Here is a 21,915-nt window from a genome sequence, read left to right as displayed (position 1 = left end):
CACGGGCGGGCGGTTGCCAATCCGTGTGGTTGGCGCCTCCGGCCGGCATCGAGGTTGTTTTTTGACGGTTTCTGGCCTCTTCTGACCTGGATCCAATTTTCCTGCGGCGTGGCCCGATGCCAAGTTCTGCCCCCGAAAAGACGCCTCACTGGCGCCGTTTGCCTTCAGGCATATGGGCGCTTGGGTTCGTGTCGATGTTCATGGATATCTCGTCCGAGATGATCCACGCGCTTTTGCCGGTCTACCTGACCGTCGGGCTTGGCGCCACGGCGCTGACCGTCGGCGTGATCGAGGGTATTGCCGAGGCGACCGCCGCGATCACCAAGGTTTTTTCCGGCGCGTTGTCGGACCGGATCGGCCGCCGCAAGGAGTTGGCGGCTCTTGGCTATGGGCTGGCGGCGCTGACCAAACCGGTTTTTCCGCTTGCCCCGTCTCTTGGCTGGGTGGTCGCGGCGCGCTTTGTCGACCGGGTCGGCAAAGGCATCCGGGGCGCGCCAAGAGACGCACTTGTCGCCGACATCACCCCGGTGGGGATGCGCGGTGCCGCCTTCGGTCTGCGCCAGTCACTCGATACGGTCGGGGCTTTCCTCGGTCCGCTCGCGGCGGTCGGGTTGATGTATCTATTCGCGAACGATTTTCGCCGTGTTTTCTGGTTCGCCGTCATTCCGGCGTTCATCTCGCTCGCCCTGATCCTGTTCGTGGTGAAGGAACCCGAACGCAAACCCGGCCTGCGGAAGGTTCGCAATCCACTGTCCCGCGCCGAACTGCGGCTGCTTGGGGGCGTCTATTGGTGGGTTGTCGCCGTGGCCATGCTTTTCACGCTCGCCCGGTTCAGCGAGGCATTTCTGATCCTCAGAGTGCAGGGGACGGGGGTGCCGGTCATGTATGTGCCGCTGGTGCTCGTGGGTATGAATGTCGTCTACGCGATGTCTGCCTGGCCGGTGGGGGTGCTGTCGGACGGGATCGGACGGGTTGGATTGCTGCTGGCCGGGCTGGGGCTCTTGATCGTCGCTGACCTGTTCCTTGCCCTCTCGAACGGGCTTGCTGGGATCGCGTCGGGGGTGCTGATCTGGGGGCTTCACATGGGCTTTGCCCAGGGTCTGCTATCGGCCCTTGTCGCCGAGACGGTGCCGGAGGAACTGCGGGGGACCGCATTCGGCATGTTCAACCTCGTGACGGGGGGAACGCTTCTGGTTGCCAGCGTCATCGCCGGCGGGCTTTGGGAGGTGTATGGCGCGCAATGGACCTTCGTGGCCGGGGCCGTCTTTGCCGCGACCGCCGCGATCGGCCTGCTGCCTCTCCGGCGCCGGCTGCGTGGCGCGGCGAAAGCCCGCCGGCCCTGATCTTCGCGTGCCCCTGGACGCCTGGCCTTGCCATGCGAATGCCGATCATTGCCTGCACCGGGTGCGGCGCGCAGGCGGGCGAGGGGGCGAGGTGCCGGCTTTGCGGCAGGCGCCCAGGTATGACGGGGCAACGCCGTTTTCCCGCCTTCCGGGCTTCCCGGCTTGTAATGATGTCGAAGGGTAACTATCTAAACCCTGCAAAGCTTCTTCCTACGACCTTCTGTTTCCTAACGGCCTCAGTTGATTTTATGACGACACTGAGCCGGGCCATCGCGTTATGTGGATGGCAATTCATCTAGGAGACACCACGATGGCCAATGGCACCGTGAAATGGTTCAACCCCCAAAAAGGTTTCGGCTTCATCGCCCCCGAGCAGGGATCGAAGGATATCTTCGTTCACATCTCGGCCCTCGAACGCGCCGGGATTCAACAGCTGGACGATGGCCAGGCTGTCACCTTCGACATCGAAGGTGGCCGCGACGGCCGTGAATCCGCGATCAACCTCGCATTGGCATAAAGCTGCGTAGGAAAAAAATACGAGGCGGGAACGGCCTTCGGGCTGTTTCCGTCTTTTCATTAGATATGGCCCCTGAACTTCAGAGACGGCCATCACGAAATTCAAGGATATGAGAAACTTGATAGAAATTAACTGGGGTCATCCCATGACAGTTGTCGTTTCACCCAACGGCAACACGCAAAAAATCAGCACGATTGAACAGGCCTGTTACTGGCTGCGCAAGAAATGGCCGGTCTCCGACCGTAAACGGGACTTCGCGCTCGATCAGATCGATGCCGCTATGCATTGCCTGGTGCCGGTCGGCACCGCCCGCAAAGCTTTCATTTCGGCGGCCAGGACCGCCGGTTTCATGCCGGATCACACCGGCGCCGATACCGCCGCCATTTGCTAGCCCAAGGTGGCTTTGTAGCTGAGCGGCCCGTCCCGGTACACATCCTGTCAAGGAGACTGAAAGATGGCGAAACTCACGAAAGACACATTGTTCAAGGCCGGCAAGCCCCGTGCCGAAACGACGATGGACAAGACCTCGCGCGCCGTTCGGGAAATTCTCGACGACGAAGCTGAGCAGCGCGAAACCAAGACGGCACGCCTGCGCAAGGCGCGGCTCGAGAGAGAGGCCAGCACACCTGTCGACGCCCCCGAGACTGCGGTCACAGGGACGCGCAAGAAACCCCGCGCCAAGGCTGACTGAAAAGCCGAAACGCGGCGCAATTCGAAATCGAAAGACGCCCCGAGAACGAAGGGCGCCTGAGACACTTCAAACGAAAGAGACCCCGTTGCAGCCCCAAGAATGGACCCGGATCCTCGTCAAATACCGCGAACCGATCCTTACACGTAGTATTTTCGAACTGACCGTGACGCTGGTGCCTTTCGTGGCGATCTGGGCCTTGGCCTGGTGGGCGCTGTCGTTCAGCCCGTGGTTGGCATTGACGCTGGCGATGGCGAACGCGGCCTTCCTTCTTCGCTTGTTCATGATCCAGCACGATTGCGGTCACGGTGCGTTCTTCAAGAACCGCCGGCTGAGCGACTGGGTCGGGCGGTTTCTGGGCGTTCTGACGCTGACCCCCTATGACGTCTGGCGCAAGAACCATTCGATTCACCATGCCACCACCGGCAATCTCGACCAGCGCGGCACCGGCGATCTGCCGACGCTGACGGTGCGCGAATACCGGGAAAAGACATGGGCCGGGCGGGCCTTGTATCGTTTGATCCGGAACCCGTTCTTCCTGTTCGGCATCGTCCCGTTCTACCTGTTTTTCCTGCAAAACCGGCTGCCCGTCGGCCAGATGCGATCGGGGCGGCGATATTGGCTAAGCGCGCTGGCGACAAATGCCGTGATCGGCGCGGCGCTTGGTGTGATCGGCTGGCTGGGGGGGCTGGACGTGCTGCTGTTCGTGTTCCTGCCGACGACGCTTCTGGCCGCAATCGCCGGGGTTTGGTTCTTCTACGTCCAGCATCAGTTCGAAGACACCGTCTGGGACCACGATGACCAGTGGAACGTGCAAGAGGCCGCCCTCAACGGCAGTTCCTATTACGATCTGCCCGGTATCCTGCGCTGGATCACCGCCAATATCGGTGTCCACCATGTGCATCATCTGGCCAGCCGCATTCCGTTCTATCGCCTGAGCGAAGTGGTCCGGGATCATGACCTGCTCGCGCAGTCCCAACGCCTTACCCTGTGGGAAAGCTTCCGCTGCGTGCGGCTTCACCTTTGGGACGAGAACAGCCGCAAGCTGTTGTCGTTTGCCGACGCTCGGTCGGTCGCCGCGTAAAGCCTGGCGAGCGCCGGATCGAAAAGCCTGACGCGCTCGACAGCGGTGCGGTAACGGTCCGATGCCGCCGTTGCGACAGATCAGGCGATGACTCTCACCCCGGCGTCGCGAAATGGCTGCAGGGCGCCGGGGGACGCGTTCTTGTCCGAAACGAGGATGTCGATGCGTGACGCTGCGCAGGACAGCACCCGGCTGGTTTCGCCCAGCTTGGTGTGATCGACGAGGATCACGGTTTCGCGCGCCTGTTCGGCCATCGCGGTGGCGATCTCCGCCTCGTGCAGATCGAAGGAAAAGGCGCCTTTGCCGGCCTGCAGGGCAACCGGTGCGATGAAGGCCATGTCGACGTTGAACCGGCGGATTTCGGCAAGCGTCAGTTCGCCCAGCGTGGCCGGTACGTCCGAGGCGACGCGACCGCCAAGCAGCAGCAGGTCGATATCGGCCCCGGCGCCTTGGATCGTCGTCGCGATGTCGATCGAATTGGTGATGACCATGAAGCCCGAGAGCTTCACCAGTTCCTGTGCGAAGATCGACGTGGTGGTGCCCGCGTCGACCAGAATCGAATGGCCCGGTCGGATCAACGACGCCGCCTTGCGGGCAATGTCGCGCTTTGCCCGGATCTGTTCCCCCATCCGTTGCTGGAACGGTTCCTCGCCACGCGGCTGGGGCAGGACGGCGCCGCCATGTACCCGGCTCACGCGGCCGTCACGTTCCAGGTCGACCAGGTCGCGACGCACCGTTTCCCGCGAAACGCCCAGCATTTCGGCAAGGTCGTTGGCGCTGACCTGCCGGTTGGTTTCCAGCATGGCCAGGATGCGTTGATGCCGTTCCTTCGACCACATGCGTCAGTCTGCCTTTTCCCTTGCGCTGCGCCGTCCGAGATAGGCGAGCAGCGCTTTCATGCCAAGCAGGGCTATGCACACGACGCCCATGACGCAAGTGGAAAAGGCCGCCGCCTGCGAAGTCAGCCCGGCATCGTCCAGCCGCATGATGGTGACCGCGGCGACGCTGAGATGCGGCGTGGTCAGGAACACCACCGCCGACAGCGTCACCATCGAACGCATGAACAGGAAGAAGAACACCGACACCAGCATCGGCGCGACGAAAGGCGCGATGATGTTGACCGCGATCCGCCCCATGCCCGCGCCAAGACTGCCCGCCGCTTCCTCGAGCGCGGGCGGCAATTGCCGGAACCCGGTCATCACGGTCAGGAAGGCCTGGGTGTGGTAGTGGTAGAAATTGACGATCGCGATCAGAGCCGCCGTGCCATAGAGCAGGTAAAGCGGCGTCGCGGTGGAATTGAAGGTCAGGATATAGGCCAGGCCCAGCACCATGCCCGGCACCGCGGCGGGCATCGCCGCCAGCAGCTGGATCGGCTGCATCAGCGCCCTCGGCAGGCGGCGCAACCCGATGCCCAGCAGGAAGACCGCCAAGGTGCCGCCCGCCGCCGCCATCAGCGAAATCAGGATGGTGATCCAGAGCGACGAATAGCCCCCCGCCAGCGTGATGTCGTAATGGCGCGGGGTCAGCGACAAATTGTAGGGCCACAGCCGCACGAAGCTGGCATAGACGACGATGCCGATGACGGCGCCGATCGCCGCGCAGATGGCAAGGCAAAGTCCGGCCATCGGCAGGTCGCGCAGCGCCGCGAATAGCGGCACGAAGGGCTGGGCGTTGGTGGCCTGCTGGCCCTGCTGGCGCTTCATCGCCTGCCGTTCGATGTAATAGGACAACACGGTCGGCAGCAGCAGCATGATGCCGACCACCGCGCCCATGTTGAAATTGCGCTGGCCGATGACCTGCGAATAGATTTCGGTGGCGAGAACCGAATAGTCGCCGCCGATCACCGCGGCGTTACCGAAATCGGTGATGGTGATGGTGAAGGTGACGAAGGCGGCGTTCAGGATGCCGAACCGCGCCGCGGGCAGGGTCAAGTCGCGGAACTGCCGCGCGGGCGTTGCGCCAATGACCTCGGCCGCCTCGTAGGTGCGGGCGTCCAGCAGCACCAGCGCGGCGCCGATGATCATCACCGCCTGCGGCAGGGCGTAAAGCGTGTTGGCGAACAGCAATCCCCAGAAGCCGTAGATTTCGATTTCCAGGCCGAAGAAGCGGTTCATCAGCCCGTTGCGTCCCAGCAGGAAAATCAGCCCGAGCGCCTGAACCAGCGATGGCGCCAGCAGCGGCAGCACGATCACGGCGCGGATCACCCGTTTGCCGCGAAAGGCGCAGCGGTAGAGCCCGTGCGCGATGACGAAGCCCAGCACCACGCTGAGAACCGTGGTGGCGCCGCCCATGATCAGCGAATGCCGGGTGGCGCGCCAGAAACCGGAGGATCCCAGAACCTCGGCATAATTGCCCAGACCGTAGGAACCGTCCGCCGTGGTCAGCGACCGCAGGAACACGATCGCCATCGGGTAGAGGAAGAACAACAGCAGCCCGATCAGGGGCAGGCCAACGCAGACAAGCGTCAGCAACCTGTCGCCGTCGATCCGGGGACTGCGTGAAGCGACGCGCGCGGTTTGGGCCGCGCCGGTCATGCCGCGCCCCCCGCATCATCATTGGCGACCCAGGTGCAGGCTTCGGGCGTGATCGTCAGCTGCACTGATTGTCCCTCGCGGCAGTCGATGCTGCCGTGGGTTTCGACGACAAGAGGGCCGAACGGGCTATCCAGATCGATCCGCCGCAGATTGCCGAGAAAGCCGATCGACCGCACGGTTGCCGGACCGTTGTTGTCCGGTGTCAATGCGATCTGTTCGGGCCGGATACAGGCGACATAGGCGTCGTCCGTGCCGTCGGGGCGGTTGCTCAGGAGGTCGGGTTGCACGTCCCGGATGACCGCCGTTCCGATCAGGTTGCTGATGCCCATGAAATCGGCCACGAAGCGCGTCGCGGGCCTGTGGTAAAGCTCTTCCGGGCTGCCCGCCTGCACCACGGTGCCGTGGTTCATGCAGATGATCTTGTCCGCCAATGCCAGCGCCTCTTCCTGGTCATGGGTGACCATAAGCGTGGGAATGCCAAGCGCGCGTTGCAGCTGGCGGATTTCGCTGCGCAGGTCGGCGCGCACCTTCGCATCAAGCGCCGAAAGCGGTTCGTCCAGCAGCAGGACACGCGGGTCGACGGCGATGGCACGGGCAAGTGCGATGCGTTGCTGCTGTCCTCCCGAAAGTTGCCCCGGAAGATTGTCGGCCAGATACGGCAGCTTGATAAGCTCCAACAGTTCCCGCACACGGGCCGCGATCTTGTCGGCCGGGACGTGGCGGATTTTCAGCCCGTAGCCGATATTTTCGGCCACCGTCATGTTCGGAAACAGCGAATAGGACTGGAACACGATGCCAAAGCCGCGCTTGCGGGCGGGCAGGGCAGACAGGGTTTCGTTTTCCAGGCAAATTTCGCCCGCGTCGAGATCGGTCAGTCCCGCGATCAGGCGCAGCAGCGTGGTCTTGCCGCAGCCCGACGGCCCCAGAAGGCAGACGAATTCGCCCTGTTCGATCGAAATGGACACATCGTCCAGCGCGGTGAAGGTCCCGTATGTCTTGGTGGCGTTGCGGACGGTCAGGTACATGTGGCGGTGTCTCGGTTGGGCGCAGGTGTCAAAGGGCGCGGCGACCCGAAAGCCGCCGCAAAGGAGGCGGCAATGGTGCCGAGGGGACCATCGCCGCACCGGGCCGTCAATCAGCGGCCCAGCTTTTCTTTCCAGGTTTTCTTGACGGCGGTCTGGTTCTTGGCCGACTTCGCGAAATCGACCTTCGCCAGAACGGTGCCGATATCCGCCGGCAGGCCGGCCTTTTCTGAAACGGCCGAGGCTTTCACGCCCGGCACCGTAATCAGCGCCTTGTACTGACCATAAAGCGCGATCGCCTCATCCGACATCGTCCAGTCGAGGAACTTCTTCGCGTCGTCCTTGTTGTCGCTGCTGGCCATCAGGCCCGAGGCTTCCAATTCATATCCGACGCCGCCTTCGGGGAATACCATGGCCAGCGGATACCCTTCCTCGATCGATTGCATGGCGGTGAAGGCCAGCGAGATGCCCACCGTGTATTCGCCGACACGCGCCGATTTGCAGGGCTTCGACCCCGACGACGTGTATTGCGCCATGTTGGGATCGACCGCTTCCAGCTGGGCCCAACCGGCATCTTCGCCCATGCTCTGCAGCACGGCGTTCACGTGCAGATAGCCGGTGCCCGAGGAATTCGGATCCGGCATCAGCACCTCGCCCTCGAAGGCGGGGTCTTCCAGGTCCTTCCAGCTTTTGGGCATCGGCAGGCCCTTCTGTTGCAGCCGCGCGGTGTTGACGCAGAAGGCGCCCATGTACCCGATCGGCGCGAACCAGCGGTCGTCGGGGTCGCGGAAGGCGTCGCCCAGAACCTCGGCGCCCTTGGCCTTGTAGGGTTCCATCATGTCGAGAATGCGCGGATCCATCATCGCGGTGACGGCCCAGCCCCAGATCACGTCGGCCTGCGGGTTGTCGGCCTCGGCCAGGATGCGGGCGCCCAGCTTGCCCGTCGACAGGCGCAGGACGTTGATTTCGAGATCCGGCATCGTGGTCTTGGCAGCGGCGATGTAACCGGCGATTTCTTCCTCTTCCAGCGCCGTGTAAACGGTGATTTCACCGGCTGTGGCCGCCGTTGCCGCGCCGAGCGCAAGAAGGGATGTCGCGAGCTTGGGAATCCAGGTTTTCATTCTTCATCTCCTTGTTGGCAGGTGTCCCGGCGGGCCGTGACGCACGGCGCCGAGGCAGTGTGGGTTTGTTTTTTACCCGATTTATTGCCTCCCCCGTCATGGCTGCAATTTTGCCCGGATGAGGATATTTGTGTAGTCTTGCATTTTTTTGCGTTTTGTCTACTGATATTTTGAAACCGCGTGCGAGCCCGGGCGCCCAGTCATTCAATCGAGGAAAATCTATGCAGAGAGTGAAGGATACGCCGGATACCGAGACGTTGACCGCGTTCGCATGTGGGCTTGCCGATTTGGCGGCGCCGATATCGCTGGCCTATTTCCGTACCCCGCTTGATGTGGAGAGGAAGGCTGACCTGTCGCCGGTAACCCAGGCGGACAGGGCGGTCGAGGCGGCGATGCGACAGCGGATCGCCGAGGCCTTTCCCAGCCACGGCATCTTTGGCGAAGAACACGGAAACGCCAATCTCGACAGCGCCCATGTCTGGGTTCTCGACCCGATCGACGGCACCAAGAGCTTCGTTACGGGCATGCCGACATTCGGCACGCTTATCGCGTATTTGGAAGAGGGAGTGCCGACGGTCGGGATCATTTCGATCCCGCCCACCGCGGAATGCTGGGTGGGGCGTGCGGGCGAAGCGACCCAGTTCGGGGACAAGGCCTGCCGGAGCAGCGGCTGCCGCCGCCTGTCCGATGCCAGTGTCTACACAACCTCACCCGACAGCTTCGACGCGCAGGGATTGGCGGCTTTCGAAAAAGTGACGGCCGGGGCCGCTCTGCGCCGCTTCGGCGGGGATTGCTACAGCTACGGATTGCTCGCCTCCGGCCATGTGGATGCGGTGATCGAAATGAACCTTCAGCCATATGATTTTCTGGCGCTTGTTCCCGTGGTCGAAGGTGCCGGCGGTGTGATCACCGACTGGCAGGGGCGCCCGCTCGGTCTCGGGTCCGACGGGCGTGTCGTTGCCGCGGCGACGGCGGCACTGCATGCCGAGATTCTCGCGATCCTCAAACAGGGGTGAGAGACGGCGAACACGCGTCGGATCAAGGGGCCCGGCATTGTCGCCTGTTACGCCTGCCTGGAAAAATGCGGAACCGGCTTTGGTGGCGGCAACGGGGCCGCACCCGATTTGCGATTATTGCAGAATTTTCTTCAGCCGGTTTACGGCTTCCACGCCTTTAAGGCTGTTCTTCCAAAGCTGTTCGGTCACTTGCTGGTGAAGCTGAATGGATTCCTGTGCAGAGGTGATCGTCGCAACCCCGATGCGGATATTGGGAAAGGAACCCAAGCGGAAGGGGCTTACCGCGACCTGGGCCTTGTTGCCGTTCCGAAAGATCTGGAAACTCGACCCGGGGGTGGAATCTTCGACGACGCCGATCTGCACGCCAATCGGCTGCTCCTCCAGCAGTCTTATGATGTTCTCGATTTCCCCTCTGGCGATTGCCTTCCGCTCGTCAAGCTCGGGGCCGGTGATGCCCTGTTTTCCGACAAAGCCGGACAGGGCGAACTGTTCCAGTTCTGCACTGGAGACCAGGCTGACGATATTTGGGCGGCGCTTCTGAAAAGTGGCTTTGCGTTCGCGCAGCGTTTCGACGATTTTCCGGACCTCGGTTTCCAGGTTTTCGCGGTCGGTGGCGCCTTCGGGAACGCTTTCGTTCAGCACCTGGCCGAGAATGGCGTCAAATTGCTGGGTGGTCAGCAGATAGGACACCGGGCCGAACAGAACGCTGATCTGTTCCGCCGTGTCCTCGATCTGTTTCATGCGCTCAAAGAACGTCAGGGCGGAGGTGATATATTCGGACCCGACGCCAAACAGCGATGTAAGGGAGACGTCAAGAAGGTCAGCGATCTTGCCGAGCGCATCGACCCTGATCGGCTGCCCGGATTCGTACCGATAGATCGCCGCCCGCGAGATTCCCGTCTCCTTGGCGACCTGTTCCGGGGTCAGCCCCTTGCCCAGCCGATAGGAGCGAAGCCGCTCTCCGACCTGGAGTATCGCGTCGTATTGCGTGGACATGCCTGCAGAATCCTCACCAATTGATTGCAAAGCACAATATCAGGGCATGGATGGAATCGCAAATATTGTATAATTTGAATAATCGTCTCAAAAGTGAGAATTATCTTGACTGTGATACCCGGTCGCCAGAATATCCCGGCATCAATAATGGGAGAAAGCCATGTCTGAAACCAAGAAATCTCTTCTGAAGCGGGGCATGATCGCGCTGTCCGCCGGGGTGTTTGCCCTGACTGCAGTACCGGCAATGGCGCAGGACTATATTGCCCGGATCGGTCACTTGGAATCGACCCAGCAGAGCCGCCACATCCACCTGGAAAAAGTTGCCGCTCTGGTCTCGGAGCGAACCGGTGGTGCAGTTGAGTTCCAGATCTTTCCGCAGGGCCAGCTTGGCAACCAGCGGCAAATGACCGAAGGTGTGCAGCTTGGCGCGCTGGAAGCGACCGTTTCGCCCGCCGCCTTCCTGGGCGGCTTCAATCCGGCCGTTTCGGTCCTGGATATCCCCTATCTGCTGCCAACCGACGAAGCCAAGGCGCAAGCCCTGCGCGACGGCGACTTCGGCAAGGCGCTGTTGGAGTCCTTTTCCAGCCGCGGGGTTGTTGGTGTGGCTCTGTGGCCCAACGGGCGCAAGAACTTCACCTCGAATCAGGCACTGGACGACATCTCGGCATTTGCCGGCCAGAAGTTCCGGGTAATGGACAGCAAGATCCTGATCGAGCAGTTTAACGCGCTGGGTGCATCCGCCATCGCGCTGCCGTTCGGCGAGCTTTACACCTCGCTGCAAACCGGCGTTGTGGACGGTCAGGAAAACCCGCTCGACACGATCCTGCGCATGAAGTTCCACGAGGTGCAGGATTACCTGGTCGTCTCCGAGCATGGGGCGATGGAAGACGTAGTGCTGTTTAACCCGATGTTCTGGGAAAGCCTGCCGGAAGAATACCGCACCATCATCACCGATGCCTTCTCGGAAGTGGTGCCAGAACTGACGGCACACAAATCCGCGGCCGTGGCCAGCGCGCTGGAGGAGATCTCGGGTGGCGATATCAACGTGCGGGTGGCCTCGGAAGCAGAACGCCAGGAACTGCGCACCAAGATGTATGAACCTGCGCGGGCAGCCTATATCGACCAGGCTGGCGACGAAGGTGCGGCGCTGATCGAAGTCTACGAGGCGCAAGCCGCCAATTGAGCCGCCTGAACTAAGATAACCACCGGCGCGGGGCAGATGAAGCGTCCCGCGCCGGGTTGGCGCTAGCCGCAGCGGCGATTGTGCCGAAGGGAGGACGTGTTTCCATGCTTCAGATACTCAGAATCGCCGAGCGGGCCAGCCTTGTCGTCATTTTCCTGACCATGGCCGCGCTCTTTTTCTTCAACGTGGTCGCTCGCGAAATCGGCGGATCCTTTGCAAGCCAGTTCGCCTGGATCGAGGAAGCGGTTCGGTTGCTCAATACCCTGCTGGTCTTTTTGGGACTCGGCCTTGCGCTCGAACGCGGCCGTCACATGGGGATCGATACGCTGCGTGACCGCCTTCCGGAGGGTCTGCGCATCCCGTTGCTGAAACTGATCGACGCTGCCGGATTTGCCTTTTCCATGTACCTCGTCTGGCTGGGCTATACGCTGTTCGAATTCGTCCTCAGAACCGGGCAGCGGAGCCCGACCCTGGATGTGCCGATGGGGTATGTCTATCTCGCCCCGGTGATCGGGTTCTGCCTGCTGGGACTGCGCTTCGCGCTGAGCTTCTTTGGTGTCATCGACCGGTTTGGAAAGCCCGAAGCCGAAGACGCGGAGGCGTACTGATGCTGATCCTGATCCTTCTTCTTGCCGTCGCGCTTCTGGTGCTCGGGTTCGAGATGTTCCTGGTGCTGGGGATCCCGGCAATCGCAATCAAGGAAGCCTTCTATGGCCGCCTGCCTGATCCGGCGGTCGTGCAGAAGATCTTTGGCGGCATCGACCATTCGACGCTGCTTGCCATCCCTTTCTTCATTTTTGCGGCGCACCTGATGGGCGGGGGGCAGATTGCTCGCAACCTGACCGGTCTGGTGCGGTCGCTCATCGGTCACACGCGGGGCGGCATGGGCCATACCGTGATCGGCGGGTCGATGGCCTTCGGTTCGGTGTCCGGTTCGGCGCCGGCCACGGTCGCGGCGATGGGCAAGATGGTCTATCCGGAGATGCGCAAGACCGGCTTTAGCCAGAAATTCAGCCTCGGCCTGCTGGTAGCGAGCGCCGAAACCGCGTTGCTGATCCCGCCGTCGATCACCTTCATCATCTACGGCTGGATGACCGGCACCTCGATCGCACGGCTGTTCGCGGGCGGGCTGGCCGTTGGCCTTTTCCTCGGCTTGGCCTTCGCGCTGATGGTGATGCTCGAAGCCCGTCGTAATGGCATCGAACCGGGCGCGCGTTCGTCCTGGAAAGATCGGCTGAAGGCGGTCAAGGACGCCGGCTGGGCCCTGGGCATGCCGGGGATCATTCTGGGCGGCATCTACTCGGGATACATCACGCCGACCGAAGCCGCCGCGGTGAGCGTCATCTACGCCATCTTCGTGGAAATGGTTGTCTACCGGAACTTCGGCTTCAAGGACCTGTTCCGCATCACCGAACAAAGTGCGATCTCGACCTCGGTCATCTTCGTGCTTCTGGCGATGGGCGGATTGATTTCCTTCTTCGTGACACTCGCGCAGGTGCCCGCCCAGATCACCGATTTCCTGACGGCCATCAACGCGGGCCCGATCACCTTCCTGCTGGTGGTCAACGTCTGCTTCCTGATCGCCGGGATGCTCATCGACCCGAACTCCGCCCTTCTGATCCTGGTGCCGCCGCTCTACCCGGTTGCCGTGGCGTTGGGCGTCGATCCGGTCCACTTCGGCATGATCGTAACGCTGAACATCAGCCTCGGCATGATCACACCGCCCTTCGGGCTCGACATCTTCGTGGCGTCGTCGACGCTCGGAAAACCTGCCCTCGACATCATCAAGGGGGTCTGGCCGTTCGTTGCAGTCAACATCATCGTCCTGCTGATCGTGACCTATGTGCCTGAAATCTCGCTTTTCATCCCGAAAATGATCTTCGGTTAAGAAAGGGAAACCAATGACAGACAGACAGCTCAACGCCGAAGCGCTCGCTTCGGCGAACGGGGAAGTCTTCGAAACTGAAACCCGTGTCAAAAGCAACGTGGAAGTGAACGGCGAATACCGCCACCTGGTTCTGGACGCGCCGCAAAAGATCCTGAATTGCAAGCCCGGCCAATTCTTCCACCTTCTTTGCCCGGTGTCCGGCGGGCACCAGCCCTACCTGCGCCGCCCGATGAGCATCTACGGCTATTACCCGGAAAAGGGAGAGCTGCACTTTCTCTACAAGGTGGCCGGTGAAGGCACCCGAGCGATGGCAGACCTGAAAGAGGGCGACGGTTTCAACGTGTTAGGCCCGCTTGGCAAAGGCTACTCGATCCAGGACGACTGGAACAACCTGCTTCTGGTCGCGCGCGGCGTCGGCCTTGCCACCCTGGCTCCTCTGGCTCAGGAAGCCCGCCGTCTGGGCCGCAAGCTCACCGCGATCTGTTCGGCCCGCAGCCCCGACGTGCTGATGTCGACGGACTTGTTCCGCGAAATGGGCGCCGAGGTGATCACCGTTACGGATGCCGAGGGCACTTCGGACATGTACAACATCCGGGCCATCGTCGAGGGCAGGATCGCCGCGGGCGCGGTGGATGCGCTTTATACCTGCGGATCGAACCGGATGCTGAAGCTGCTGCAGGGCCTCGGCGCCAAACACGGAATCCCGGGCGAGATCGCACTGGAGCAGCAGATGGCCTGCGGCGTCGGCATGTGCCAGTGCTGCGTGCGCTCTTTCCGCCGCAACGACAAGATCATCCACGAACGTGTGTGCCGCGAGGGCCCCGTCTTTGACATGCAGGAGGCGATGGAATGGTAAATCTGACTACAAAAATCGGGTCCCTGACCCTTGCAAACCCGATCATGCCGGCTTCTGGCACCTTCTCCGAGGACCTGGTGGACGTGATCGATATCGGTGCGATCGGCGCCCATGTCACCAAGACAATCACCCGCGAAAAGCGCGGCGGCAATCCGACGCCGCGGGTCTGTGAAGTGCGCGGATCGATGCTGAACTCGATCGGGATCCCGTCGAAAGGCATCGACGACTTCATCGAGAATGTGATCCCGTTCTATCAGCGCTACGACGCGCCGTTTGTCGTCAGCATCTCGGCCCATAGTGCGGATGACTTCGCGCGGATCTGCGAAGAGATTTCGGTGCCCGGCGTGGATGCTATCGAGGTGAATATCTCCTGTCCGAACATCGAAGAGGACGGTAAGGCCTTTGCCATGCGGCCATCTTCCACCCATGCGGTGATGACCCGGCTGCGGGCGGCCTCGGACCTGCCGCTCTGGGCCAAGCTGACGCCCAATACCGGCGAGACGACCGAAGTCGCAGAGGCCGCCCAGGACGCGGGCGCGAATGCGCTGGTGGTGTCCAACACGCTGCTGTCGATGGCCATCGATATCCATTCAAGAAAGCCGAAACTGGGCAACCTGATGGGCGGGCTTTCCGGTCCGTCGCTGAAGCCGATTGCCCTGCGCATGGCCTATCAATGCGCCAAGGCCGTGGACATTCCAGTGATCGGCTGCGGCGGCATTTCAACCGTCGAGGATGTCGCCGAGTACCTGATCGCAGGCGCCACCGCCGTGCAGGTCGGCACCGCAACCTTCATCAAGCCGACCACGATGGTGACGCTGGTGGAGGAACTGAGACATTTCCTCGCCTCCCAGAACATCACCGATGTTTCCGAACTGATCGGTACCGTTCGCGATGATGATGCGGCGGATTCCGTCGTCTTCATGGAGGCCGCGCCATGACACAGTGTGCGGTGGGGCATGCCGCGGCGGCAGAGCACCAGCAGGCGGCAGAGATTTTCAGCGCGGTCTACAGGATGAGCCGCGACAGGGCCGGCGTCAGCCGCCCCGCCTATTCCGAAACGGAAACGGCTGTGCTGAAGTTTCTTGAAGAACTGGCGGTGCACGCCGGGCTTTCGACGGCTTACGACGCCGGGCAGAACCTTGTCATGTCGCTGCCCGAAGATGCGGGCGCCGAACAGTTCGTGTTGGTCGGCAGCCATGTGGACAGCGTGCCCATGGGCGGCAACTATGACGGGATGGCCGGCGTCATTGCCGGGGTCATGTGCCTGCTGCGCGCCAAGGCGAGGGGAGAACGGTTTGCCCGTTCGCTGAAGGTCATCGCGATGCGTGGCGAGGAAAGCGCCTGGTTCGGCCCGTGTTACATTGCGTCCAAGGCGTTGATGGGGGTGTTGAGCCGGGAAGAGCTGGCTGCGCCGCACAAGGGCGACGGGCGCTCTCTGGACACGCATATGGAAGGCGCTGGCATCGAGATGGCGCCGATCCGCTCCGGCGTCCCGCTGATGAAGGCGGGGGATATCCTGGAGTATATCGAATTGCACATCGAGCAGGGGCCGCTTCTGATCGGCAAGGATCGTCCCGCCGCCATAGTGTCGGGCATCCGCGGAAACTTCCGATACAAAGCGATCCGCTGCACCGGCGAAGCCGGGCATTCGGGTGCGGTGCCGCGCGCGTTCCGCAAAGATCCGGTTCTGGCGATGTCGGACCTTCTGACCCGGCTCGACGAAGCCTGGTTGTCGATCGTGCAGAAAGGAGGCGATCTGGTCGTGACCTCGGGCGTCGTCCACACCGACAGCGAGACAAACGCAATGTCCCGGATCCCGGATCAGGTTGACTTCAGCCTCGATATTCGCAGCCAGGACCCGGAAACGCTGCGGGGAATGCGTCAGCTGCTGGCCGATGAGATGGCGCAGATTTCCCACGAGCGGAAAGTGACGTTCGCGACCGGCAGCCTCAATGCGACTGCGCCGGCCCGGATGAGCCAGTCTGTCGTCGACGGGCTGAGCGCGGCAATGGAACGTATCGGGCTGGCGCCGATGGTCATGGCGTCGGGCGGCGGGCATGACGCTGCGGTCTTTGCAAATGCGGGCGTTCCCAGTGCCATGGTGTTCGTGCGCAACCAGAACGGTTCGCACAATCCCGATGAAGCGATGGAAATCGACGACTTCATGGCCGGAACGTCAATCATCTACGAATATCTGCGAGGGGGGGCACGCGCATGACTGAAGATCTGGTCATCACCCGTCCCGACGATATGCACCTGCATCTGCGCGACGGGGAAATGCTGGGGGCCGTGACGCCCTGTTCCTGCCGCGATTTTGCCCGCGCGATCATCATGCCGAACCTTGTGCCGCCGGTTACCACCGCGGCAGCCGCGCGGGCCTATCGTGGCCGGATCCTGGCGGCAGTCCCCGAAACGGATGCTTTCGAACCTCTCATGACGCTCTATCTGACCGAAACCACCGATCCCGCCGAGCTAAAGGCCGGTTTCCGGGACGGGATCGTCAAGGCTGCGAAGCTCTATCCGGCAGACGCGACCACGAATTCGGACAGCGGTGTCCGCGACATCCGGAACGTCATGCCGGTGCTGGAACGGATGGCGGACGCCGGAATCTCGCTGCTGGTGCATGGCGAGGTGACGGACCCGGAGATCGACATCTTCGACCGCGAGGCGGTCTTCATCGACCATGTCCTGGACCCGCTGCGCAAGGAGTTGCCGGAGCTGCGCGTGGTGCTGGAGCACGTTACGACGCGCAACGGGGTGGACTATGTGAAATCCGCGGATGCCGGGCTCGCGGCTACGCTGACCACGCACCATCTGAGCCTGAACCGGAATGACATATTGGCCGGCGGGATACGGCCGCATTACTACTGTCTGCCGGTCCTGAAGCGAGAAGAGCACCGCCAGGCGCTGCTGGCGGCGGCGACCTCGGGGGATGCGCGGTTCTTTCTGGGAACCGATTCCGCGCCGCACCCGACGACGGCGAAGGAAACCGCCTGCGGCTGTGCCGGGATGTTCACTTCGGTGAACACCATGCCCATTCTCGCCACGCTGTTCGAACAGGTTGCGAAGCTGGACCGGATCGAAGCCTTCACCTCGCTGAACGGCGCCGCGTTCTACGGATTGGCACGGAATTCAGGCAAACTGCATCTCCGCAAGCGGGCAGAGCCGCAGGTGTGGCCGGAACGGATCAGAGCGGGACAGGAAGACGTCACAGTCTGCGATCCCGGGTTTCCGGTCTATTGGGATGCAATCGAAGGCACGGCGGCCTGACGGCCGGTCAGAAGGACATTCACCATGAAACTACATGACTTTCCCAGCCGCGATGTCATCGCCAGGATGACGGCGAAGATGCTGCTGGAGATCAACGCAGTCCATTTCCGGGCCGATCATCCGTTCACGTTCACCTCCGGTCTGGCAAGCCCGGTCTACATAGATTGCCGGAAGGTTATTTCCTACCCGAGGGTGCGCGAGGCGATGATGGGTTTTGCCGGCGCGCTCCTGCTGAACGAGATCGGGTTCGAACAATTCGATGCCGTGGCGGGTGGAGAAACCGCGGGCATACCGTTCGCGGCCTGGCTTGCCGCCGACCTTGGCCTACCGATGCAATATGTGCGCAAGAAAGCCAAAGGCTTTGCCCGCGACGCGCAAATCGAAGGCGATGTGGCGGCGGGCCAGCGCGTTCTGCTGGTCGAAGACCTGACGACGGACGGGGGCAGCAAGATCAAGTTCTGCGAGGCCCTGCGCCGTGCAGGCGCGGTGGTCGATCATACGATCATGATCTTCTACTACGATATCTTCCCCGAAACCCGCGCCAAACTTAAAGACCACAATCTGACCCTGCATGCGCTCGCCACCTGGCGGGATGTTCTGCAGGTCAGCAAAGAGACCAACTATTTTGACACGGAAGCGCTGGCAGAAGTTGAACGGTTTCTGAACGAACCCCTCGCATGGTCGGGTGACCATGGCGGGGCCACATCAATATCCCTTTGACAGGAGAACTACCATGTTCATCGAACTCGCAGATATCATCGCCGAAAACGGCAAGGGCATTCACGCGTTCCGCAAATGCGCGGGTGTGGCCCGTGAAAAGGCAGCCGCATCACCCGATCAGGCCGTGGCGTATTTCCTGCTGGCCGCGCTGGCGGAGGATTTCATCGAAAGCAACGAACGAATGGCGATCACGGTGGCGCATACCATTGCCGCGTTCGAGCAGTTTTCGGACACCGCCGCGCAGTTGGAAGATGTCTTCGGCGGCGGGAAACCGGCAGAGGTTCTTGCTGCCGTGAACAGGATCGCATCGGACCTGGCTAGCCGCAACGCCTGACACGGCCGAAACAAAGAGAAAGCACTATGAATACCCGATTGGAACAAGATTCGATCGGCACGAAAGAGGTGCCGGAAACAGCTTACTACGGCATTCACACGGTGCGTGCGGTGGAAAATTTCCCGATCACCGGGGTTAGCCTCAGTCATTTTCCGGATCTTGTCCGCGCGCTGGCCATGGTGAAACTTGCGGCGGCACGGGCCAATACGGAATTGGGCGCCCTGGACGCTGAACGCGCGAAATGGATTGGCAGCGCCTGCCGGGATCTGATCGCCGGGAAAAAGCATGACGCCTTTGTCGTCGACATGATCCAGGGCGGTGCCGGAACCTCGACGAACATGAACGCCAACGAGGTCATCGCAAACCTGGCCGCTGAAAAGGCAGGCCGCCCGCTCGGGGGATATGACTACATCCATCCCAACGATCATGTGAACCGCTCGCAGTCCACCAATGACGTCTACCCGACGGCGATCCGTCTTGCGGTCCTGTTCAAGTGCCATCGGCTGATCGAGGAACAGCGCCTTCTGCTGGCGGCGTTTTCCGCCAAGGCGGAGGCATTTTCGGACATCCGCAAGGTGGGCAGAACGCAGTTGCAGGACGCGGTTCCAATGACGGTCGGGCGCGAGTTTGCATCCTTCGCGGCGGCGCTCACCGAAGAGATCACCCGGCTGGAGGATCTTTCCAAGGTGCTGCGTGTTGTAAATCTCGGGGGCACCGCGATCGGAACCGGCATCAACACACCGGCCGGTTATGCAGAAGTCGCCGTGCGGCATCTGAGCGCGATTTCCGGCCAAGACCTCAGATGTGCCCGGGATCTGGTCGATGCGTCTTCCAATATGGGGGCACTGGTGTCGTTCTCGGGACTGCTGCGCCGCGTGGCGATCAAGATCTCCAAGATCTGCAACGATTTGCGCCTGCTCAACTCGGGCCCCCGGGCCGGTATCGGTGAAATCGTCCTGCCGGCGGTTCAGGCCGGGTCCTCGATCATGCCGGGCAAGGTGAATCCCGTGATCCCGGAGGTCGTCAGCCAGGTTGCCTATCAGGTCATCGGCAACGACGTGACCATCACCATGGCCGCCGAAGCCGGGCAGCTTCAGCTCAACGCGATGGAGCCGGTGATCGCCTATAACCTTCTGGAGTCCATGCGGATGCTCGAAAACGCGATGAAGACGCTGCGGGTGCGCTGCGTGGATGGCATCCAGGCCGATCGGGAACGTTGTGAGGACCTGTTCGCCAGCAGCCTGGTACTGGCCACCGCCCTGGTGCCGGAACTCGGCTATGAAACCAGTGCAAAGGTCGCCAAGGAAGCCCAGGCCAGCCACCGTTCGATCAAGTCGGTTGTCGTGGAAGCAGGTCTGATGACCAGCGCCGCGTTTCAGGACACCATCGAGAAAAGTTTCGAACATCTTTGAAAGGAAATGCGAAGAACGCGCCCGGATATGTGAAATCCCTTCGACCAAGACGTGTTGCGTCACCACGGCGTCTGGCCGCGAGGCAGGCTCCGGGTGATGCCGATCAGGTCGATGGCGGCACCGAAAAAACGTCGCTGGCCCGCATCCTTGTCGTTGGCATCCGCATCCGGACGATTGCGGGCAATCTGGTGGCCGTCTTCGCCGCGGTGACCTTGGCCCCGAAAATGCCGCATTTGGCCTCTATACAATTTCAGGACGAGCAGAGGGGCGAGAAAATGTATTTGGCCTACACTGAAAAACTTGAACAAAACCGGATCGCAAAGTCGGTTCAACGCATCCTTTTGAATGGGGCAGTGTTGCTCGCGGCTATGGCGGCGATCGGCGTCATTGGATGGGCCGCTCTTGGCGCTTCTCTGGGTGAGGCCAGCATCGTCATGCCTGCGCCTCCTGAACTGCTCCGCTGAACGCTAACGGAAGAAAGTTAGTCCTTCGTTCCAATGGTTTGTGTCTCTGTCTGACGGCGAAACCGTTCTCGTGAAGCCGGTTGAACTCGGCCCGGACTTTCGCCCAGGCCGACGCGAAACTCGGCCGCTAGCCGTTCGTGAACCGAGCCCCTGAAACTCCCCCAGCTTTGCACTGGATCTGCCCGGTCTTGATGAGGCAGATGACAAAGAGAAGTCGTTTCAGGGGAACAGGCCGGTGCAGGTCAGCCCTCGAAGGCGCTGCGCATGGCGTCGAGGATGGCTTCTTTCCCGATTTCCGGCTTCGGCGGGTAGATCCAAGCCTGGTTGATTTCCTGCTTCATTGCTGCGCCCTCATCCCGGGTCTTGGCGATTTGACGATCCCAACCGGTGGTGAAAACGGCCCCCCACGGGCCAAGGCTGAGGCAGGTTGCGTAGAATTCCTGGCTGTAGGGCAAAAGGTCTTTGCCAAGAATGTCGCGCACGGCATTCCTGCCTGCAACCATCCCCATGGGCATCGCGTGCTGACAGGACATCAAGGTCGCATGATCGACCGAGGCCATGGCTTTGCCGACGTCTCCGGCTGCGTAGAGGCCATCGCGGCCCGTAATCCTGAGATGCGCATCAACCGCCAGGCGGCCGTCCGAACCGGTGCTGCCGCCCGAAATGGTCTTGGTCAGCGGGCTGGCTTCGAGGCCTGTCGTCAGGATGACAGTCGAGCTTGCAATGGTCTGACCGTCGTCCAGCACGAGGGTGCCGTCGTTGATTTCGCGAATGGAATTGCCTGTCAGGACTTCGATATTCGCCTCGATAAAGGCCTCCTGCAGAACATCCGTCAGGCTTTCGCCCAGTTCCCCGCCGGCGACATCCGCGCGTTCCAGCAGGACAATACGTTTGTCGTCGCCCGTTCTGGAACGAAGTTCGGTGGCCAATTCGATGCCGGAAAAGCTCGCGCCGACCACAACCAGCGTGGCGCCTTCTTCCAGGGACTGAAGATGAGACTCCAGCTTCTCGGCATCGCTGTAGGTGTCGACCGAATAGACACCCGGGGCGTTTGAAAGACCATCGATCTGACGCAGGGAGCTTCCCGTGGCCAGGATCAGGCGATCATATGCAGATTGGCCATTTTCGGTTTCCACCGCGGTGTCGCCGATGGCCGACACCTTTGTTTTCGTGAAGCCGACACCGATTTCCGACAGCAGGGGCGCCAGCGGAACCGTCATGTCGTCGGTGGGCGCTTCGTACAGCCTCGGCCGGATCGTCAGATAGTCGTCCTGGCTGAAAAGCCGGATATCAACATCTTGAACGCCATGCGTGTCAAGCTCGGTGGCGGCGCTCAGTGCGGCCCATACTCCGGCGAAGCCGCCTCCGATGATCGAGATATTGCCCATGTGGGTTTCCTTTATTCCGTTGCGATTTCTTCATCGACGGGCGGTAACTAGGACTTGCGAAAGGGCAAGAAAAGTTTCT

At 61.6% G+C, this 21,915-nt stretch carries 23 protein-coding genes; 17 read left to right on the top strand and 6 right to left on the bottom strand.

Annotated features, from left to right (window positions below):
- The first annotated feature begins 194 nt into the window (after nt 1–194).
- The 5 genes from IT775_RS10500 to IT775_RS10480 all read left to right on the top strand — a co-directional run bounded on the left by IT775_RS10500 (nt 195) and on the right by IT775_RS10480 (nt 3,632).
- Complete coding sequence (locus IT775_RS10500) at nt 195–1,343, top strand: MFS transporter (RefSeq protein ID WP_246525501.1); 1,149 nt, start codon at nt 195–197, stop codon at nt 1,341–1,343.
- 310 nt (nt 1,344–1,653) lie between these two features.
- Nucleotides 1,654–1,860 (top strand): cold-shock protein, encoded by a 207-nt coding sequence (locus IT775_RS10495; protein ID WP_212701187.1) that lies wholly within the window; start codon nt 1,654–1,656, stop codon nt 1,858–1,860.
- A 145-nt stretch (nt 1,861–2,005) separates the two neighbouring features.
- Complete coding sequence (locus tag IT775_RS10490; protein WP_246525492.1) at nt 2,006–2,251, top strand: DUF982 domain-containing protein; 246 nt, start codon at nt 2,006–2,008, stop codon at nt 2,249–2,251.
- 63 nt (nt 2,252–2,314) lie between these two features.
- Nucleotides 2,315–2,551, top strand: coding sequence for a hypothetical protein (locus tag IT775_RS10485; RefSeq protein WP_212701064.1), 237 nt, complete (start codon nt 2,315–2,317; stop codon nt 2,549–2,551).
- Nucleotides 2,552–2,636: 85 nt separating this feature from the next.
- Nucleotides 2,637–3,632 carry a fatty acid desaturase gene (locus IT775_RS10480; RefSeq protein ID WP_212701063.1) on the top strand — a complete coding sequence of 332 codons (996 nt, stop codon included), beginning with the start codon at nt 2,637–2,639 and terminating at the stop codon, nt 3,630–3,632.
- An 80-nt stretch (nt 3,633–3,712) separates the two neighbouring features.
- On the opposite strand, the gene IT775_RS10475 is transcribed toward IT775_RS10480, so the two are convergent.
- The 4 genes from IT775_RS10475 to IT775_RS10460 all read right to left on the bottom strand — a co-directional run bounded on the left by IT775_RS10475 (nt 3,713) and on the right by IT775_RS10460 (nt 8,309).
- Nucleotides 3,713–4,471, bottom strand: a complete 759-nt coding sequence (locus IT775_RS10475; RefSeq protein ID WP_212701062.1) for a DeoR/GlpR family DNA-binding transcription regulator — start codon at nt 4,469–4,471, stop codon at nt 3,713–3,715.
- Between the two features lie 3 nt (nt 4,472–4,474).
- On the bottom strand, nt 4,475–6,166 hold the full coding sequence (locus tag IT775_RS10470; RefSeq protein ID WP_212701061.1) for an ABC transporter permease subunit: 1,692 nt from the start codon (nt 6,164–6,166) through the stop codon (nt 4,475–4,477).
- Nucleotides 6,163–7,191, bottom strand: coding sequence for an ABC transporter ATP-binding protein (locus IT775_RS10465; protein WP_212701060.1), 1,029 nt, complete (start codon nt 7,189–7,191; stop codon nt 6,163–6,165). The genes IT775_RS10470 and IT775_RS10465 overlap by 4 nt, the downstream gene beginning before the upstream one ends.
- A 110-nt stretch (nt 7,192–7,301) precedes the next feature.
- A complete protein-coding gene (locus tag IT775_RS10460; protein WP_212701059.1) occupies nt 7,302–8,309 on the bottom strand; it encodes an ABC transporter substrate-binding protein in 1,008 nt (335 codons plus the stop codon).
- Between the two features lie 221 nt (nt 8,310–8,530).
- Here IT775_RS10460 and hisN point away from each other — a divergent pair, with 221 nt between their 5' ends.
- Entirely contained in the window at nt 8,531–9,325 is a 795-nt protein-coding gene (gene hisN, locus IT775_RS10455; protein WP_212701058.1) for a histidinol-phosphatase, read from the top strand.
- Between the two features lie 114 nt (nt 9,326–9,439).
- Here hisN and IT775_RS10450 read toward each other — a convergent pair whose 3' ends face one another.
- Complete coding sequence (locus IT775_RS10450; protein ID WP_212701057.1) at nt 9,440–10,321, bottom strand: helix-turn-helix domain-containing protein; 882 nt, start codon at nt 10,319–10,321, stop codon at nt 9,440–9,442.
- A gap of 196 nt (nt 10,322–10,517) precedes the next feature.
- Between IT775_RS10450 and IT775_RS10445 the strand changes: the two genes are divergently transcribed.
- From IT775_RS10445 to IT775_RS10395, 11 genes are all read left to right on the top strand, one after another.
- Nucleotides 10,518–11,504, top strand: coding sequence for a TRAP transporter substrate-binding protein (locus tag IT775_RS10445; protein WP_212701056.1), 987 nt, complete (start codon nt 10,518–10,520; stop codon nt 11,502–11,504).
- A gap of 104 nt (nt 11,505–11,608) precedes the next feature.
- A complete protein-coding gene (locus tag IT775_RS10440) occupies nt 11,609–12,112 on the top strand; it encodes a TRAP transporter small permease (RefSeq protein ID WP_212701055.1) in 504 nt (167 codons plus the stop codon).
- A complete protein-coding gene (locus IT775_RS10435; RefSeq protein WP_246525491.1) occupies nt 12,112–13,392 on the top strand; it encodes a TRAP transporter large permease in 1,281 nt (426 codons plus the stop codon). Before IT775_RS10440 ends, IT775_RS10435 begins: the two co-directional genes overlap by 1 nt.
- 13 nt (nt 13,393–13,405) lie before the next feature.
- Nucleotides 13,406–14,248, top strand: coding sequence for a dihydroorotate dehydrogenase electron transfer subunit (locus IT775_RS10430; protein WP_212701054.1), 843 nt, complete (start codon nt 13,406–13,408; stop codon nt 14,246–14,248).
- The gene (locus IT775_RS10425; protein WP_212701053.1) at nt 14,242–15,186 is read left to right on the top strand and encodes a dihydroorotate dehydrogenase; all 945 of its coding nucleotides are present in this window, start codon (nt 14,242–14,244) and stop codon (nt 15,184–15,186) included. Before IT775_RS10430 ends, IT775_RS10425 begins: the two co-directional genes overlap by 7 nt.
- Nucleotides 15,183–16,466: a Zn-dependent hydrolase gene (locus tag IT775_RS10420; protein WP_212701052.1), complete on the top strand. Its 1,284-nt coding sequence runs from the start codon at nt 15,183–15,185 to the stop codon at nt 16,464–16,466. Before IT775_RS10425 ends, IT775_RS10420 begins: the two co-directional genes overlap by 4 nt.
- Nucleotides 16,463–17,518, top strand: a complete 1,056-nt coding sequence (gene pyrC, locus IT775_RS10415) for a dihydroorotase (protein ID WP_212701051.1) — start codon at nt 16,463–16,465, stop codon at nt 17,516–17,518. The genes IT775_RS10420 and pyrC overlap by 4 nt, the downstream gene beginning before the upstream one ends.
- A gap of 24 nt (nt 17,519–17,542) precedes the next feature.
- The gene (locus IT775_RS10410) at nt 17,543–18,238 is read left to right on the top strand and encodes an orotate phosphoribosyltransferase (RefSeq protein WP_212701050.1); all 696 of its coding nucleotides are present in this window, start codon (nt 17,543–17,545) and stop codon (nt 18,236–18,238) included.
- Between the two features lie 13 nt (nt 18,239–18,251).
- On the top strand, nt 18,252–18,572 hold the full coding sequence (locus IT775_RS10405) for a hypothetical protein (RefSeq protein ID WP_212701049.1): 321 nt from the start codon (nt 18,252–18,254) through the stop codon (nt 18,570–18,572).
- Nucleotides 18,573–18,598: 26 nt separating this feature from the next.
- Nucleotides 18,599–19,984, top strand: coding sequence for an aspartate ammonia-lyase (locus IT775_RS10400; RefSeq protein WP_212701048.1), 1,386 nt, complete (start codon nt 18,599–18,601; stop codon nt 19,982–19,984).
- On the top strand, nt 19,981–20,448 hold the full coding sequence (locus IT775_RS10395) for a hypothetical protein (RefSeq protein ID WP_212701047.1): 468 nt from the start codon (nt 19,981–19,983) through the stop codon (nt 20,446–20,448). The genes IT775_RS10400 and IT775_RS10395 overlap by 4 nt, the downstream gene beginning before the upstream one ends.
- Nucleotides 20,449–20,690: 242 nt before the next feature.
- Here the strand turns inward: IT775_RS10395 and IT775_RS10390 are convergent, their stop codons facing one another.
- On the bottom strand, nt 20,691–21,836 hold the full coding sequence (locus IT775_RS10390; protein ID WP_212701046.1) for an NAD(P)/FAD-dependent oxidoreductase: 1,146 nt from the start codon (nt 21,834–21,836) through the stop codon (nt 20,691–20,693).
- Nucleotides 21,837–21,915: the final 79 nt, after the last annotated feature.

This window comes from Thalassovita aquimarina (assembly GCF_018219815.1).
GTDB classification, from domain to species: domain Bacteria; phylum Pseudomonadota; class Alphaproteobacteria; order Rhodobacterales; family Rhodobacteraceae; genus Thalassobius; species Thalassobius aquimarinus.
This window is presented reverse-complemented; position numbering and strand designations above follow the sequence as displayed.

What these genes read in the sequence shown, in the direction of transcription:
- IT775_RS10500 (WP_246525501.1), top strand. Translation starts at nt 195, where the DNA reads ATGTTCATGGATATCTCGTCCGAGATGATCCACGCGCTTTTGCCGGTC.
- IT775_RS10495 (WP_212701187.1), top strand. Translation starts at nt 1,654, where the DNA reads ATGGCCAATGGCACCGTGAAATGGTTCAACCCCCAAAAAGGTTTCGGC.
- IT775_RS10490 (WP_246525492.1), top strand. Translation starts at nt 2,006, where the DNA reads ATGACAGTTGTCGTTTCACCCAACGGCAACACGCAAAAAATCAGCACG.
- IT775_RS10485 (WP_212701064.1), top strand. Translation starts at nt 2,315, where the DNA reads ATGGCGAAACTCACGAAAGACACATTGTTCAAGGCCGGCAAGCCCCGT.
- IT775_RS10475 (WP_212701062.1), bottom strand. Translation starts at nt 4,471, where the DNA reads ATGTGGTCGAAGGAACGGCATCAACGCATCCTGGCCATGCTGGAAACC.
- IT775_RS10470 (WP_212701061.1), bottom strand. Translation starts at nt 6,166, where the DNA reads ATGACCGGCGCGGCCCAAACCGCGCGCGTCGCTTCACGCAGTCCCCGG.
- IT775_RS10465 (WP_212701060.1), bottom strand. Translation starts at nt 7,191, where the DNA reads ATGTACCTGACCGTCCGCAACGCCACCAAGACATACGGGACCTTCACC.
- IT775_RS10460 (WP_212701059.1), bottom strand. Translation starts at nt 8,309, where the DNA reads ATGAAAACCTGGATTCCCAAGCTCGCGACATCCCTTCTTGCGCTCGGC.
- hisN (WP_212701058.1), top strand. Translation starts at nt 8,531, where the DNA reads ATGCAGAGAGTGAAGGATACGCCGGATACCGAGACGTTGACCGCGTTC.
- IT775_RS10450 (WP_212701057.1), bottom strand. Translation starts at nt 10,321, where the DNA reads ATGTCCACGCAATACGACGCGATACTCCAGGTCGGAGAGCGGCTTCGC.
- IT775_RS10445 (WP_212701056.1), top strand. Translation starts at nt 10,518, where the DNA reads ATGATCGCGCTGTCCGCCGGGGTGTTTGCCCTGACTGCAGTACCGGCA.
- IT775_RS10440 (WP_212701055.1), top strand. Translation starts at nt 11,609, where the DNA reads ATGCTTCAGATACTCAGAATCGCCGAGCGGGCCAGCCTTGTCGTCATT.
- IT775_RS10435 (WP_246525491.1), top strand. Translation starts at nt 12,112, where the DNA reads ATGCTGATCCTGATCCTTCTTCTTGCCGTCGCGCTTCTGGTGCTCGGG.
- IT775_RS10430 (WP_212701054.1), top strand. Translation starts at nt 13,406, where the DNA reads ATGACAGACAGACAGCTCAACGCCGAAGCGCTCGCTTCGGCGAACGGG.
- IT775_RS10425 (WP_212701053.1), top strand. Translation starts at nt 14,242, where the DNA reads ATGGTAAATCTGACTACAAAAATCGGGTCCCTGACCCTTGCAAACCCG.
- IT775_RS10420 (WP_212701052.1), top strand. Translation starts at nt 15,183, where the DNA reads ATGACACAGTGTGCGGTGGGGCATGCCGCGGCGGCAGAGCACCAGCAG.
- pyrC (WP_212701051.1), top strand. Translation starts at nt 16,463, where the DNA reads ATGACTGAAGATCTGGTCATCACCCGTCCCGACGATATGCACCTGCAT.
- IT775_RS10410 (WP_212701050.1), top strand. Translation starts at nt 17,543, where the DNA reads ATGAAACTACATGACTTTCCCAGCCGCGATGTCATCGCCAGGATGACG.
- IT775_RS10405 (WP_212701049.1), top strand. Translation starts at nt 18,252, where the DNA reads ATGTTCATCGAACTCGCAGATATCATCGCCGAAAACGGCAAGGGCATT.
- IT775_RS10400 (WP_212701048.1), top strand. Translation starts at nt 18,599, where the DNA reads ATGAATACCCGATTGGAACAAGATTCGATCGGCACGAAAGAGGTGCCG.
- IT775_RS10390 (WP_212701046.1), bottom strand. Translation starts at nt 21,836, where the DNA reads ATGGGCAATATCTCGATCATCGGAGGCGGCTTCGCCGGAGTATGGGCC.